The sequence below is a fragment of the Moritella sp. 5 genome, assembly GCF_018219455.1.
GTDB lineage: Bacteria > Pseudomonadota > Gammaproteobacteria > Enterobacterales > Moritellaceae > Moritella.
This window is the reverse complement of the sequence record NZ_CP056122.1, coordinates 4,271,955-4,288,116: the sequence shown is the minus strand read 5'-3', so window position 1 is coordinate 4,288,116 and position 16,162 is coordinate 4,271,955. Positions and strand designations below refer to the sequence as shown.

Below are 16,162 nucleotides of genomic sequence, written 5' to 3'. Positions count from 1 at the left end.
TTAATTCTCGAAGCTGTTTTTTCAATTAATCGATCTATCATTAAATATGATTAAAATGAGCTTAATAAAATATTTTTTTTTACTTTATTAAGTGGTTTATGTATTTTTATATGGTTTAAGCTTTTGTTTTTAATCTTTTATTTATGGTTTAGTTACGCTTTAATAAGTTTGCTTTATAAGTACTCGTTACATGATGAAGTGCGAGCAATCATATTAAATTAGTGCTAGAATAAGCCAAAATTTTTTGTTAACTAAGACGTACCGCCTTGTGAGTACCTACTTGTGGGTTGTTTTAGGCGTGCCGTTTTTTGTTGATAAAAGTGTTCTTTATCTTCCTAAAAAAAGTAGTGCATGTGAGTATGATTACGATAAAAAAAGGACTGGATCTACCTATCGCAGGTAAACCTGAGCAAGTGATTCATGATGGCCCTGCCATCAAACGAGTTGCTGTTCTAGGTGAAGAGTATATTGGAATGCGCCCAACAATGAGTATTAAAGTTGGTGATCGTGTTAAGAAAGGTCAGGTTCTTTTTGAAGACAAAAAGACACCGGGCGTAAAATATACAGCCTTCGCTGCAGGAACAATTGCTGAAGTTAACCGTGGCGCTAAGCGGGTCTTACAATCGGTAGTGATTGACGTTGACGGTAACGAGAGTGAGAAATTCGCTCAGTTCAAATCAGCTGAAATTGCTAATCTTGACCGCGATGTAGTGGTTAACAATCTTGTAGACTCAGGCTTATGGACTGCATTACGCACTCGTCCATTTAGCCGTGTTCCTGCAATTGATAGTAATGCATCAGCAATTTTCGTTACAGCTATGGATACTAACCCATTAGCTGCAGATGCTGCATTAATTATCAATCAAAACAGCGATGCATTTGTTGATGGTTTAAATGTTATTTCACTTTTAACAAGCGGTAAAGTTTACGTTTGTAAAGCGGAAGGTACATTACCTAAATCAACAGCATCAAATGTTGAAGAGCAAGCATTTGCTGGCCCTCATCCTGCTGGTCTTGCTGGTACACATATCCACTTATTAGAATCAGCTGGTACGAACCGTACTGTTTGGTCTATTGGCTATCAGGATGTTATCGCTTTTGGTAAGTTATTCACTACTGGTGAACTACATACTGACCGTGTTATTTCACTCGCAGGCCCTGCTGTGAAAAATCCACGTTTAATTAGCACTCGTCTAGGCGCATCAATTACAGAATTAACTGCAAGTGAACTTAATGCTGGTGAAAATCGCATTATTTCAGGTTCTGTATTATCTGGTGTTAAGTCTGAAGGTGTACATGCTTATCTTGGCCGTTACCACAGCCAAATCAGTGTACTAGCTGAAGGCCGTGAGAAAGAGTTTATCGGGTACATGAAACCTGGTAGCGACAAATTCTCTGTCGCTAACGTATTTACTTCTGCATTCAACCGCGCACGTCAATTCAACTTTACTACAACCACTGGTGGTAGTGATCGTGCAATGATGCCTATTGGTAACTATGAGCGCGTTATGCCATTAGATATCTTACCAACTATGTTACTGCGTTCATTAGTAACGGGTGATACAGATGAAGCGGTTACGTTAGGTTGTCTTGAATTAGACGAAGAAGATTTAGCGTTATGTACTTTCTCTTGCCCTGGTAAGTACGACTTTGGTCCAATTCTACGTGATTGTCTAACGACAATTGAGAAGGAAGGTTAAGCATGGGTCTTAAGAATTATATCGAAGGGATTGAACATCACTTCGAACCAGGTGGTAAACACGAGAAGTGGTTTGCCCTGTATGAAGCAATTGCAACAGGCCTATTTACACCTGGCTTTGTGACAAAAGGTAAAACACACGTACGTGATAACATCGATTTAAAACGTATCATGATTATGGTGTGGATGTGTACTTTCCCAATGATTTTCTGGGGTATGTACAACATTGGTGCTCAAGCAAATACGGCTATCGCAACAGGTGCTGGTATTGCATTTGACGATTGGCATGTTGCGCTACTGAGTGCGCTTGGCGTTACTATGGGTGAGGGTGCTGGCATCTTTGCAAACATGGTGTACGGTGCAGTTTATTTCCTCCCTATTTACGCGACAGTGTTTATAGTGGGCGGTTTCTGGGAAGTTTTATTTGCAGCAGTGCGTAAGCATGAAGTAAATGAAGGTTTCTTCGTAACATCTATCCTATTTGCACTTATCCTGCCTGCTAATATTCCATTATGGCAAGCGGCTATCGGTATTACTTTCGGTGTTGTCATCGCGAAAGAAGTATTCGGTGGTACAGGTAAGAACTTCTTAAACCCTGCATTAGCAGGTCGTGCGTTCTTATTCTTCGCATACCCATCTGACATTTCAGGTGATGCTGTTTGGACTGCTGTTGATGGTTTCTCTGGTGCTACAGCGCTAAGCTCTGCAGCTGCTGGCGGTCTTGAAGGTTTAACAAGTTCACTGACTTGGGCGGATGCATTCATTGGTAACATGCAAGGTTCTACGGGTGAAGTATCTACATTACTAATCCTATTAGGCGGCGGTGTTTTATTGTTTGCTCGTATCGCATCGTGGAGAATTGTTGCTGGTGTAATGGTTGGTATGGTAGCGACAAGCTTACTATTCAACATGATTGGTTCTGACACTAATCCTATGTTCGAAGTACCATTCTACTGGCATTTAGTACTGGGTGGTTTCGCATTCGGTATGATGTTCATGGCGACTGATCCTGTATCTGCATCATTTACTGATAACGGTAAATGGGCTTACGGTATCCTTATCGGTCTAATGGTTGTACTGATTCGTGTAGTTAACCCTGCATTCCCAGAGGGTATGATGCTAGCAATCTTATTTGCTAACTTATTCGCACCTCTATTTGATCACTTTGTTGTTCAAGCTAACATTAAACGGAGACTTGCACGCAATGGCTAGTAAAGAAACTCCAATGAAAACTATCACAATCGTTGCGGCGCTGTGTTTAGTATGTTCAATCATCGTATCTGGTGCAGCTGTAGGCTTACGTGATGCTCAAAATGCTAACAAAGCATTAGACAAGCAAACTAACCTACTTTCTGTTGCTGGAAAGTTAAAAGCAAATGCGAATGTTGGCGAAATTTACGCTGAATTTGTTGAAGCTAAATTTGTTGATTTAAGTACGGGTGAGTATGTTGAAGAAAATGCAGCGACATTTGATCAACTTAAAAACGTAAAAGACCTAGCGAAAAGTACTGACCTAAAAGGTAAAGATGTTGCTGGTATCAAACGACGTTCAAATGTTGCTGATGTTTATCTTGTAAAAGATGCGCAAGGTAACGTTGAATCTTACGTTCTGCCTGTATACGGTCGTGGTCTATGGTCAACTATGTATGCATTCGTTGCAATCGACAAAGATGGCAAAACAGTGAAACGCATTCAGTACTATGACCAAGGTGAAACTCCGGGTCTAGGTGGTGAAGTGTTAAACCCACTGTGGACAGCTAAATGGGAAGGCAAACAACTATTCAATGCGAATGGTGATGTTGCAATCCGTGTCGTGAAAGGTGGCGGTCAAGATAAGACTCCTTCAGGTATTGATGGTCTATCTGGCGCGACGCTAACTAGCCAAGGTGTTGAAAATACATTCCAGTTCTGGATTGGTGAAAACGGTTTTGGTCCTTTCTTGAAGAAATTGCAAAACGGAGGCTTAAACAATGGCTAAGTCTGACTTAAGAGAAGTAGTTACTTCCCCTATTGTTACTAACAACCCAATTGCATTACAAATCCTAGGTGTTTGTTCTGCTCTGGCTGTAACAACTAAGATGGAAACAGCGTTTGTAATGACAATCGCGGTAATGTTAGTAACAGCCTTTTCAAGTTTCTTTATCTCATTAGTACGTAACGTTATTCCTAATAGTGTTCGTATTATTGCGCAAATGGCAATCATTGCATCATTGGTAATCGTTGTTGACCAAACGCTTAAAGCGGTAGCATTCCAGTTATCAAAAGAGCTTTCTGTATTCGTTGGTCTTATCATTACAAACTGTATCGTAATGGGTCGTGCTGAAGCATACGCAATGAAGAGCAAGCCAATTCCAAGTTTCTTAGATGGTATCGGTAACGGTTTAGGTTACGGTGCTATCTTACTTGCTGTTGCGACAGTACGTGAAATCTTTGGTTCTGGTACTTGGTTTGGTATTGAAATCTTACCACTAATCCAAAACGGTGGTTGGTACCAATCAAATGGCCTATTACTACTTCCGCCAAGTGCATTCTTCATCATTGGTTTATTGATTTGGGGTCTACGTACGTGGAAACCAGAGCAAGTTGAGCCAAAGGGGTAAACAATGGAACATTATATTAGTTTATTCGTTCGTGCTATTTTCATTGAAAACTTAGCATTATCATTCTTCTTAGGCATGTGTACATTCCTTGCGGTATCTAAGAAAGTGACAACAGCGATCGGTCTTGGTGTAGCTGTAACAGCTGTACTTACCATTTCAATCCCTGTTAACCAAGTTATCTATAGCGGCGTACTTGCACCAGGTGCTCTTGCATGGGCTGGTTTCCCTGAAGCTGATTTAAGCTTCTTGGGTTTCATCACGTTCATTGGTGTAATTGCTGCACTAGTACAAATCTTAGAGATGGTGTTAGACAAGTTCTTACCAGCTCTATATAACGCACTGGGTATTTTCCTACCGTTGATCACAGTAAACTGTGCAATTTTCGGTGGTGTATCTTTCATGGTACAACGTGACTACAACTTCACTGAATCAGTAGTATATGGTTTTGGTAGTGGTCTAGGTTGGATGTTAGCTATCGTTGCGATGGCCGGTATTCGTGAGAAAATGAAATATTCAGATGTGCCAGATGGACTACGTGGTTTAGGGATTACCTTTATTACAGCAGGTCTTATGGCGCTAGGTTTCATGTCATTTTCTGGTATTCAGTTATAACAAACAGCTGGCTTCGGTCAGCATGTTTCAAGAGCAAAGGATAAGTCGATGGAAATCATTCTCGGCGTAGTCATGTTCACGATTATCGTTTTAGCACTAGTAACAGTTATTCTGTTTGCTAAGTCTAAATTGGTAAGTGAAGGTGATATTACAATTAGTATTAACGGTGACGCTGAAAAATCAGTGGTAGCTGGAGCGGGTGGTAAATTACTCGGAGCACTTGCAGGTAGTGGTATTTTTGTATCATCAGCTTGTGGTGGCGGTGGTACATGTGGCCAATGTCGTGTGACAATTAAATCAGGTGGAGGTGACATTCTTCCAACTGAACTTGATCACATATCTAAAGGTGAAGCACGTGCAGGCGAGCGTTTAGCATGTCAAGTTAGCGTAAAAGTTGACATGGACATCGAGCTACCTGAAGAAATCTTTGGTGTTAAAAAATGGGAATGTGAAGTTATCTCTAACGATAACAAAGCAACGTTCATTAAAGAGCTTAAAATGGCTATTCCAAACGGTGAAGCGGTTCCTTTCCGCGCCGGTGGTTATATCCAAATTGAAGCGCCTGCTCACCATGTTAAATATTCAGATTATGATATTCCTGAAGAGTATCGTGGTGACTGGAAACACTTTGGTTTCTTTGATATTGAATCTAAAGTTGATGAAGAGACAATTCGTGCTTACTCTATGGCTAACGCGCCAGAAGAAGCAGGTATTATTATGCTTAACGTGCGTATTGCTACGCCTCCGCCGCGTAATCTTTCTTTACCAGCGGGTAAGATGTCTTCGTACATCTTTAGCTTAAAAGCTGGCGATAAAGTAACTATCTCAGGTCCATTTGGTGAGTTCTTCGCAAAAGAAACTGACAATGAAATGGTATTTGTTGGTGGTGGTGCTGGTATGGCGCCTATGCGTTCACACATCTTCGATCAACTTAACCGTCTGAATACAGACCGTAAAGTTTCATTCTGGTATGGTGCTCGTTCTAAGCGTGAAATGTTCTATGTAGAAGATTTCGATATGCTTGCTAAAGAAAACGAAAACTTTGAATGGCATGTTGCATTAAGTGATCCACAACCAGAAGATAACTGGGAAGGTTACACTGGCTTCATCCATAACGTGATCCTTGAGAATTACCTTGCGAATCACGAAGCGCCAGAAGATTGTGAGTACTACATGTGTGGTCCACCAATGATGAATGCTGCTGTTATCGGTATGCTAAAAGATCTTGGTGTTGAAGATGAAAACATCTTACTCGATGACTTTGGTTAATAGTTTTTGATTCAATTCAAATCGATGTATCGATGGCTAGCTCTGATGGGGCTAGCCATTTTCATTCTTGGTTGTAGTGAGCAAAAAAGTACAGAAGAAGTGCTTTTCTCTGGTCCTACTATGGGTACAACTTATCACATGAAAGTAGTGGGTTTCCCACTGTCTGAACAAGATAAGAAAAATATCCAAGTCGAGATTGATAAACGTTTAGAATTAGTTAACGATCAGATGTCGACTTATCGCCCTAATTCAGAGTTATCGCGCTTTAATCAAAGCGTTGCAGTTACTGGTTTTGAAGTATCACGTGATACAGCAAAAGTAGTGCTAGAAGCTCTTCGTTTAAATAAATTGACGAATGGTGCATTAGATGTAACCGTTGGTCCTTTGGTTAATCTGTGGGGATTTGGCCCAGATAATAAACCGGAACAAATACCGTCACAGCAACAGTTAGATATTGTTAAGCAACGTATTGGTATTCAGCATTTAGCTGCGACAGAAACAACTTTAAGTAAAGATATTGACGGTTTATACGTTGATTTGTCTTCAATTGCTAAAGGTTATGGCGTCGATGTTATTGCTGAATATTTTACTTCATTAGGGATTGAAAACTACCTAGTCGAAGTGGGCGGTGAACTGCGTATTAATGGTGTGAATGCACGCGGTATTGATTGGCAAGTTGCGGTTGAGAAACCGACAGGTGCTGGTCAAAGTGTGCAAGAAGTAATTGCTGTTGGTAACAATGCAATTGCTACATCAGGTGATTACCGTAATTATTACGAGCTTAATGGTGAGCGTTTTGCGCATACAATTGATCCAATAAGCGGTAAACCGATTAAACATAAGCTGGTTTCTGTGACTGTTATCCATACTTCATCAATGACAGCTGATGCACTTGCAACTGCACTAATGGTGATGGGTGAGAAAGACGGTCTTGAGTTTGCCAAACAGCAAGGTTTAGCTGTATTGATGATCTCAAAGTCAGATTCAGGTTATAATGAAGTGTATACCAAACAGTTCGAACCTTATTTAAAGTAGAGGCTAATATGGCTTATTTTGCTGCGACATTTGTTATGTTTGCGTTAGTTATTGCCGGTATGTCGATTGGTTATATCGTGCAAAAGAAATCAATCACAGGTAGCTGTGGCGGTATTAGTAACTTAGGCATGGAAAAGGCGTGTGATTGCCCAGATCCTTGTGATAAGCGTAAAGCTAAAATGGCAAAAGAAGAAGCTAAACAAAAGATGTTAAACGAGAATCGTATCATCTAGTTTATGCCAAGCACCTAGCTATAAAGTGCAATACGTACTTTATAGCTTTTTCTTCTAATTATTTCATTCAAATCTCTAAACCATCGATATTACTTTCTTGTTAATACCTTCCTTGTTAATACCTTCCTAAAGACGCTGATTATCTAATTCAATATTATTTACACATTCCGGTACTCATTAATGGGTATTAACCTTGTGGTTGATATGGATCAAATATGTATTTTTTTTAATGTGGCAAAGTATACCTAAGTTAAGGTTTTGTTACTAAATGATGCAAAAGAACATCAAGTGTAATGAAACTGTATTTGAAATGAAAAACATACCCGAATTGATGGAGCCTACATGAACAAGAAAATATTATCAGGATTAATTACCGCATCTCTATTATCAGCAACGCTTGCAGCCCCAGCTTTTGCTCATCAGCAAGGGGATATTATTGTTCGTGCGGGCGCCATCGTTGTAGCACCAAATGAGTCAAGTGATGATGTACTTGGTTTAGGTGAATTTAAAGTGAGTGATAATACTCAGCTAGGACTTAACTTCACTTATATGGCAACAGATAATATTGGTATTGAACTGGTTGCAGCTAGCCCGTTCACCCATGAGGTTGCATTAGAGGGAGTCGGTGTTATTGCTGAAGTTAAACAATTACCACCAACGCTACTGGGACAGTATTACTTTGGTGATGCGAGCTCTAAGTTCCGCCCTTATATTGGTGCCGGTATTAATTTTACGGTGTTCTTTGATACTGAGTTTAACGACACGGGGACTGGTGCTGGTCTATCTGATTTGGATCTAAGTAATTCGGTTGGCTTAGCCGCACAAGCTGGTATTGATTATAAAATTAATGATAAGTGGTTAGTAAATGCCTCAGTCATGTATGCGGATATTAATACGGATGTAACCTTCAAAGCGGGTGGTGTTGATAAAAAAATCAAAACAGACATCGATCCATTGGTATACATGGTTAGCGTAGGTTATGTATTTTAATTAGCTTTACAGCTTTAATTCTCTAGATATAACAAGGTGCATCAGCATCTTGTTTTGTTTGTGGCTCAATATAATGTCCTATCGTTACACCTTCCTTGTTCAATTATTTCCTCCTGTCTTAATCCGTTTTTATACAGTTCTGTTTTTGATTATGCATGTTTCGGCTGTGTCATTTAAGCCGTAGATTACAATCCCTTACACAGCAGCCGTAATAGACAACGTATGCTATTAGTACTCTTATCGCTAAATTTGCTACCTCGGGCTATGCGATTACTGGCGTTTTCGGTGATGGATGAGATGTAAAATTAATACGGCAGACGATTTTCTGTTTGATTAAGACAAATAATAAAAGCAATTTCGAGTGTGAAACGTCAATAAATTCCGAGAAGATATTTAGGCTTTCATTAATTCGACATATTAGAGAATAAAGTTATGCTTGGTAGAAAAAATGCAAGAAATAGAAATGCAGTACTGGCAAATGCAGGGATTGCGAGCGTCGGAGCCACTGCGACAAGCGCTACGAGTAATGCTGCAGCATTAAGTGCTAATCAGAATCCACCTCCGAGCACAAAGGCTCAAAAGGCTTTAGATCGTGTAAAGTCATTAGGGCCCTTAGCTATCGACCGGCGTGGTGATATAGCTGGTTGGATAGGGGATTCAGCAGATGGTTTTAATGATCTTGCTAAACATATTCGGGATGGAGAGAGTGCGTATACAGGTGGAGGAGCTTTGGAAGCTTCAGCTTCTACTATTTTAGGCCCGCTAATGTTAGTTCATGACACTCTTACTAATATTTATGAATGGAAAACAAACTTCAGAAATGGCACACAACTTACAGCTAACCCACGACTTTCTCCGGCTGATGCAATTTTATATTCGAATACTAAGACTACCGCATATTTTAAGAAGCGGATGGTGAAGAAAATATGCGGTGATTCGGTTTCGTTTAGTGGTGGTATGCTTAGTGCTGTTACTCATGTGAATGTGCTAGGTGCAACTCGTCATGGACGTTCTGATGCTAAGACTATCGCACATCTTGTGAGACTTAATAAATTACTTAGTCAGTATAAAGGTAAAGGCCAACATTTGAGTGAAGTATGTGATCTTTGCAAGGTCATTATTGATGCTAAAAAACTTAAACTCGAATCGCAGTCGGCCGCGCTGGTAGCTGATCTTATCCCTGGTAGTGTCGCAGGAGGTGCCACTGCCGCAGTTAGTTTTATACATGGGCAGACAATGGCTAGTCGATTATCAAAAATGGCTTTTGATATTGAAGAGACGGCTCAAAAATTACATCATCGCGCGTTTTATGAAATGAACGCTAGTTCATCGAAAGTATATGAGCCTGAGACTCCAGCTCTGGATATGGTACGTGAGTTATTTTCCCAAGTTGGAAGAATAGAAAAGGAAAGAGTATTAATTAACTTCTCTGGTCACAAGTTAAAACTGGGCGGAGAGCATCGTCGAGCGGATAAGTTGATGCGTGAACCAGGTGGCTGGCTGACAATTGTAGATAAATTAAATTTGATTTAACTTTATAAAAAACCTTAATTTGTACATGGATGTGCAAATTAAGGATAATATCAACTATAAAGTATCAGCTCAATATATACCCTAATTCACTTCAATTTATTATTTAATTATTTGTTCTCTGCATTAATTTTATTTATAATTAACTGGTCTTTTATACAGTCCTTATTTGTGCTGTGCTACTTAGTTGGTTATGACTCGTTAAGCTTATGAGAAAAATAATTCATATCGATATGGACGCGTATTTCGCCAATGTAGAAATACGTGATAATCCAGCTTACAAAGATATTCCTATTGCGATTGGTGGCATGAGTGATCGTCGTGGCGTGATAGCAACATGCAACTATATTGCGCGCCAATATGGGGTGCGCTCTGCCATGTCCTCTTATAAAGCAATGCAGCTCTGCCCTGATCTAACATTAGTACCGTCACGTATGCAGGTATATAAAGAAGTCTCAGCCCAGCTCCATGAAATATTTTCTCGCTATACCGATCTGATAGAACCGCTATCATTAGATGAAGCTTATTTAGATGTCACGGATTGTGAATTATTTTCTGGTAGTGCCACGTTAATTGCCGAAGATATTCGTAAAAGCATTGAGTCAGAGTTAGCACTTACTGCGTCTGCAGGTGTTGCACCTGTTAAGTTTTTGGCTAAAGTAGCATCCGATATTAACAAGCCTAATGGTCTCTTTGTTATTACGCCTTCACAAGTAAAATCCTTTGTCGCAGATTTACCACTGAATAAGATCCCTGGTGTGGGAAAGGTCACTTGGCAAAAGCTTAATCGTGTTGGTTTATATACTTGCGCTGATGTGCTTAAATTCCCACCCGAAGACATAATTGAGAGTTTTGGAAAGCTAGGCCATAGTTTATTGGAACGCTGTCAGGGCATTGATAATCGGCCTGTTTGTAATGAACGTCATCGTAAGTCGGTGGGGGTTGAGATTACTCTACCTGAAGATATTGTCACGCTAGAACAGTGCATGGTGTTATTTCCTCAGCTATATCAAACCTTGTTGCAGCGCCTAGAAAAAGCCTCTCCTGAAATGCGGATCACTAAGCAAGGCGTTAAGCTTAAGTTTAATGATTTTACGCTAACCAGTACAGAGCAAAGTATTACCAACCTCGATGAGTATCTCTTTACTGATTTGTTTGCCCAAGCATTAACAAAGCAAGAACAGCGTGGAATTCGTTTAATTGGTTTATATGTCGGCCTTGCCGGCGACAACGACAGTGAACAATATAACCTACTGTTTTAGCTGTGCTTTCACTTCATGTAATAATTTTATTTATCTTTCTATAATTTATCTGTCACCTTTCTATATTCCTAAAAGTTATTAAAAATCAGTTTATGTTCTTTGGCGGTTATAAGTAAAAGGGCTATATTGATCCAAACGATATGAAATTATCCAATTTGGTCTGATGGAGTAGAAGATGAATCAACAGAGGTTGACCCACCTTAAACAGCTGGAAGCTGAAAGTATCCACATAATCAGGGAAGTTGCGGCAGAGTTTGATAATCCGGTAATGATGTATTCAATCGGTAAAGACTCGTCTGTGATGCTACACCTAGCTCGTAAGGCTTTTTACCCAGGTAAAATCCCATTTCCATTATTGCATGTTGATACTAACTGGAAGTTTCGCGAAATGATTGAGTTTCGTGACAAGACGGTTGCGAAATACGGTTTTGATCTGTTAGTACACAAAAATCCTGAAGGGATTGCAATGGGCTGTAGTCCCTTTGATCACGGCAGCTCAAAGCACACCGATATAATGAAAACCCAAGGTCTTAAACAGGCGCTGGACAAATACGGTTTTGATGCGGCATTTGGCGGCGCACGACGTGATGAAGAAAAATCACGTGCTAAAGAACGTGTTTATTCATTCCGTGATAAGAACCATCGTTGGGACCCGAAAAACCAACGCCCGGAATTGTGGCGCACTTACAACGGTCAGGTAAACAAAGGTGAAAGCATTCGTGTTTTCCCATTATCGAACTGGACCGAACTGGATATTTGGCAATATATCTACCAAGAACAAATTGAAATTGTACCACTTTATCTTGCTGCAAAACGTCCTGTTGTTGAACGTGATGGTGCGTTGATCATGGTTGATGATGATCGTATGAAGTTACGAGAAGGTGAGCAGATCGAAGAAAAAATGGTTCGTTTTAGAACTCTTGGTTGTTACCCATTAACAGGTGCTGTGGAATCTGAAGCATTAACATTGCCTGAAATTATTGAAGAAATGTTACTGGCGACAAGCAGTGAACGACAAGGACGTATGATTGACCATGATTCTTCAGCTTCAATGGAGCAGAAGAAACGTCAAGGTTATTTCTAGGTAGGAGCAGGGTAGATGAACACTCAAATAGCAAATGAATTAGCACAAACAGACATTGAAACCTACTTACATCAACAGCAGCATAAAAGCCTATTGCGTTTTTTAACCTGTGGTAGCGTTGATGATGGTAAAAGTAGCCTTATTGGTCGCTTATTGCATGACTCACATCAGATCTATGAAGATCAACTTGCTGCATTGCATGTTGATAGCCAAAAGTCAGGTACAACAGGTGAAGCGGTTGATTTAGCATTATTAGTTGATGGACTTGCTGCTGAGCGTGAGCAGGGAATTACGATTGATGTGGCATACCGCTATTTCTCTACATCAACACGCAAATTTATTATTGCTGATACACCGGGACATGAAGAATATACCCGTAATATGGCTACAGGTGCTTCAACGTGTGATCTTGCGGTTATCTTAATCGATGCACGTAAAGGAGTATTAACGCAAACTAAACGTCATTCGTATATTGCGTCATTACTGGGTATTAAACATTTTGTTGTGGCTGTAAATAAAATGGATCTCGTTGATTTCTCTGAACAGCGTTTTGAAGAAATTAAAGAAGAATACTTAGGTTTTACCGAAAAGCTTAATGACATTACCATTGAATTCACGCCATTATCAGCATTACTCGGTGATAACGTTGTAGAGCGATCGACGCAAACACCTTGGTTTAAAGGTCGTACATTATTGGAGTGTTTAGAGGCTGTTGATACATCCGATGAGGCTCTTGATAAACCATTCCGTTTACCTGTGCAATATGTGAATCGTCCTAATCTCGATTTCCGCGGTTTCGCTGGTACTATCGCTGCAGGTCAAATTAGTGTCGGTGATGAAGTGGTTGCGTTGCCATCAGGTAAATCAAGTACGGTTAAGTCGATCGTTACTTTTGATGGTGAGCTAGCCTCTGCGCATCAAGATCAAGCGATTACATTAACGCTTACTGACGAAATCGATGTGAGTCGTGGTGATATTCTTGTTGCTGTTACTGACCAACCTAAATTATCAGATTCGTTATTGGCAAATATTGTGTGGATGTCAGACCAAGAATTACAAATCGGTCGTCAATATGATATTAAACTGGCAAGTAAAAAAACTACTGGTCAGTTCAATTTGATCCGTAATAAGGTTGATGTGAATAGCATGGTAGAATCTGCGGCGAGCACATTAGCACTGAATGAAATCGGTTTATGTGAATTAACGTTGACGGAATCGGTACCGGCCGATAATTATAAAGATGTAGCCGATACTGGCAGCTTTATTGTTATTGACCGTTTGACTAATGTGACTGTTGGTGCCGGTATGATTGAGCAAGTACTTGATGTGGCAGTGAGTACTAACTCCGATGAGTTTAGTGACTTTGAAGTTGAGTTGAATGCATTAGTGCGTAAGCACTTCCCGAAATGGCAAGCTATCGATATTAGCAAGCTGTAGGATGTTGTTATGAATGTGATACAGGGAAGCATTTTAGTCTCACTAGTGATCTTTATTGGTTTACTTATCTCAGGTAAGTTTCGACCATCGAGTTTATTTGGTGGGATGGTTATTTTAGCTTACTTGTCTGGCTTTATTGAAATGCCACAAGTCATGGCTGGATTTACCAATCCTTCTCTTATCACATTAATTTTATTATTGCTTATTTCGATTACGATTGAAAAAACGCGTCTAATTAGCTGGATAGGACGGCAGTTATCCACGGGCCGTTTTACGGTTGTGGTGGCTAAACTCGGTATTTCTACCGCTTTACTCTCTTCTTTTACCAATAATACCGCTGTTGTTGCGTCGTTAATTGGTGCAGTGAAGCGTAACAATACCCATGCACCCACGAAATTACTTATTCCACTTTCCTATGCTGCGATCTTTGGTGGCACACTGACGCTAATTGGTACATCGACAAATCTGATTGTGAATAGTTTTGTGGTTGATGCAGGGCTTCCCTCATTGGGTTTTTTTGAATTTTCGATTATCGGTTTAGCTGGTTTTGCTGCAGGCATGGTCGTATTAATTACCATGAGTCATCGGTTACCCGACCATACCCAAGATGAGAGTGAAGAGTTAGTTTATTTTTTAGAAGCACGTGTAAAACCTAATTCAAATCTGGTTGGAAAAACCATTGCTGAAAACAATCTACGTGCGCTAAAACAGTTATACCTTGCCGAAATACAACGAAATGGCGACGTGATTTGTCCCGTCTGCCCAGACGAAGTATTACAAGCGAATGATCAACTTCTGTTTTGTGGTGACGTTGATTCTGTCGGAGTACTGCAAGATATTAAAGGGCTGAAGTTATTTGGTCAAGGTGAACTGAATGGTCAACATCTTGTTGAAGTGATCGTCAGTCATTCTTCAAAATTAAATGGCTTAACCTTAAAAGAAAGTAAATTCAGAGAACATTTTGATTCTGTGGTAGTAGCTATTCGCCGTGGGCATAGTCCTTTACGCGGAGGCTTAGGTAATGTGCGTTTACGTGCTGGCGATACCTTATTATTAGCACCGGGAGCCGAGTTTAAAAACAGTAAAGATTTGAGTCGTGATTTTGTCGTTGTCAGTGGTTTAGATGCTGCCACACGTTTAAGTGATAAACGTAGTATTGGCGTATTAGCTGGATTTGTTGTCACGATTGCTTTAGCACTAACGGGCACATTACCGTTATTAAAAGGTTTAGTTATATTCGTATTACTGCTTTGCATGAGTGGTACTTTATCCTTACAAGAGATCCGTAGACGTTTGCCCCTTGATCTTTGGATTGTCGTAGGTAGTGCATTAGCGCTATCGAACATGCTACAAACCAGTGGTGTTTCAGACTTATTAGCGGGATCTTTAATACAGGCTTTTAATGGCTGGGGGGTATTGGCTGCGTTTATTGCTACTTATTTTGCAACATTATTATTAAGTGAATTAATCACCAATAATGCCGCTGCTGCATTGGCATTCCCAATTGCATTTAGCTTGGCACAAAGTTATGGGGTGAGTGAATTACCTTTCATCATGGCGGTTATCTTTGGTGCTAGTGCCAGCTTTATTTCGCCTTACGGTTATCAAACCAATCTAATGGTTTATAGTGCAGGAAATTATGCGCTATCTGACTACCTTAAACTCGGTGTTCCGACATCGATTGCTTATTCCTCTATGGTATTAGTAATGATTCCATATGTATTCCCATTTTATTTGTGAGCATGTAATGACAAGAATTATTAATGAAAGTAATGCTGATACAGCAGCGACTGAAAACATCGTGTGGCATAAACATACTGTAGATAAAGCAGCAAGAGCAGCGAATAAACAACAGCAACCCTGTGTATTGTGGTTTACGGGCTTAAGTGGCTCTGGCAAGTCGACTGTGGCGGGCGCATTAGAGAATGAATTACATAAAGCGGGTTATCATACGTACTTGTTAGACGGCGATAATGTGCGTTTTGGTTTATGTGGCGATCTGGGGTTTAGCGATGATGACCGTAAAGAAAATATTCGCAGAGTGGGAGAAGTGGCGAAGTTAATGGTTGATGCAGGTGTTATTGTATTAACTGCCTTTATTTCCCCACACCGTCAAGAGCGTGATTTAGTTCGTTCATTATTGGGTGACAGTGAGTTTATCGAAATACATGTCGATGCGGACCTTACGGTTTGTGAGCAGCGTGATCCGAAGGGACTTTATAAAAAAGCGCGGGCAGGTGAGATCAAGAATTTTACCGGTATTGATTCTGTTTATGAAGCACCAAGTAAACCAGAACTGTACTTAGATAATGGGAATAATCCAGTATCAACCTCAGTTCAACAGATAGTGACTTATCTTTCACAGCAAGGTCATATTAAGTAATTTTTTATAAGTAATAGTTTATAAAAAA

Annotated in this window: 15 protein-coding genes; all 15 read left to right on the top strand. The window is 40.1% G+C overall.

The features are described from left to right. Positions 1–359 precede the first annotated feature (359 nt). The 15 genes from HWV01_RS19060 (at position 360) to cysC (ending at position 16,134) form a co-directional block, all read left to right on the top strand. On the top strand, positions 360–1,700 hold the full coding sequence (locus tag HWV01_RS19060; RefSeq protein WP_211673031.1) for a Na(+)-translocating NADH-quinone reductase subunit A: 1,341 nt from the start codon (positions 360–362) through the stop codon (positions 1,698–1,700). Positions 1,701–1,702: 2 nt separating this feature from the next. Further along, complete coding sequence (locus HWV01_RS19055) at positions 1,703–2,911, top strand: NADH:ubiquinone reductase (Na(+)-transporting) subunit B (RefSeq protein WP_211673030.1); 1,209 nt, start codon at positions 1,703–1,705, stop codon at positions 2,909–2,911. Next, positions 2,904–3,677 carry a Na(+)-translocating NADH-quinone reductase subunit C gene (locus tag HWV01_RS19050; protein ID WP_211673029.1) on the top strand — a complete coding sequence of 258 codons (774 nt, stop codon included), beginning with the start codon at positions 2,904–2,906 and terminating at the stop codon, positions 3,675–3,677. The genes HWV01_RS19055 and HWV01_RS19050 overlap by 8 nt, the downstream gene beginning before the upstream one ends. Beyond that, the gene (locus HWV01_RS19045) at positions 3,670–4,299 is read left to right on the top strand and encodes an NADH:ubiquinone reductase (Na(+)-transporting) subunit D (protein ID WP_211673028.1); all 630 of its coding nucleotides are present in this window, start codon (positions 3,670–3,672) and stop codon (positions 4,297–4,299) included. The genes HWV01_RS19050 and HWV01_RS19045 overlap by 8 nt, the downstream gene beginning before the upstream one ends. Before the next feature lie 3 nt (positions 4,300–4,302). Next, positions 4,303–4,911, top strand: a complete 609-nt coding sequence (gene nqrE, locus HWV01_RS19040) for an NADH:ubiquinone reductase (Na(+)-transporting) subunit E (RefSeq protein ID WP_045109053.1) — start codon at positions 4,303–4,305, stop codon at positions 4,909–4,911. A 48-nt stretch (positions 4,912–4,959) separates the two neighbouring features. Beyond that, positions 4,960–6,180, top strand: coding sequence for an NADH:ubiquinone reductase (Na(+)-transporting) subunit F (nqrF, locus tag HWV01_RS19035; protein ID WP_211673027.1), 1,221 nt, complete (start codon positions 4,960–4,962; stop codon positions 6,178–6,180). Positions 6,181–6,225: 45 nt separating this feature from the next. After that, positions 6,226–7,215, top strand: coding sequence for an FAD:protein FMN transferase (locus HWV01_RS19030; protein ID WP_249185380.1), 990 nt, complete (start codon positions 6,226–6,228; stop codon positions 7,213–7,215). Positions 7,216–7,223: 8 nt separating this feature from the next. Next, a complete protein-coding gene (nqrM, locus tag HWV01_RS19025) occupies positions 7,224–7,448 on the top strand; it encodes a (Na+)-NQR maturation NqrM (RefSeq protein WP_211673026.1) in 225 nt (74 codons plus the stop codon). 342 nt (positions 7,449–7,790) lie between these two features. Further along, on the top strand, positions 7,791–8,438 hold the full coding sequence (gene ompW / locus HWV01_RS19020; protein ID WP_211673025.1) for an outer membrane protein OmpW: 648 nt from the start codon (positions 7,791–7,793) through the stop codon (positions 8,436–8,438). Positions 8,439–8,870: 432 nt separating this feature from the next. Further along, on the top strand, positions 8,871–9,971 hold the full coding sequence (locus tag HWV01_RS19015; protein ID WP_211673024.1) for a hypothetical protein: 1,101 nt from the start codon (positions 8,871–8,873) through the stop codon (positions 9,969–9,971). 206 nt (positions 9,972–10,177) lie between these two features. Further along, entirely contained in the window at positions 10,178–11,230 is a 1,053-nt protein-coding gene (gene dinB, locus HWV01_RS19010; RefSeq protein ID WP_211673023.1) for a DNA polymerase IV, read from the top strand. A gap of 175 nt (positions 11,231–11,405) precedes the next feature. Further along, positions 11,406–12,314 (top strand): sulfate adenylyltransferase subunit CysD, encoded by a 909-nt coding sequence (cysD, locus tag HWV01_RS19005; protein WP_211673022.1) that lies wholly within the window; start codon positions 11,406–11,408, stop codon positions 12,312–12,314. Between the two features lie 15 nt (positions 12,315–12,329). After that, positions 12,330–13,751: a sulfate adenylyltransferase subunit CysN gene (gene cysN, locus HWV01_RS19000; protein WP_211673021.1), complete on the top strand. Its 1,422-nt coding sequence runs from the start codon at positions 12,330–12,332 to the stop codon at positions 13,749–13,751. Positions 13,752–13,760: 9 nt separating this feature from the next. Then, entirely contained in the window at positions 13,761–15,491 is a 1,731-nt protein-coding gene (locus HWV01_RS18995; RefSeq protein WP_211673020.1) for an SLC13 family permease, read from the top strand. A 7-nt stretch (positions 15,492–15,498) separates the two neighbouring features. Further along, complete coding sequence (cysC, locus tag HWV01_RS18990) at positions 15,499–16,134, top strand: adenylyl-sulfate kinase (RefSeq protein ID WP_211673019.1); 636 nt, start codon at positions 15,499–15,501, stop codon at positions 16,132–16,134. Positions 16,135–16,162: the final 28 nt, after the last annotated feature.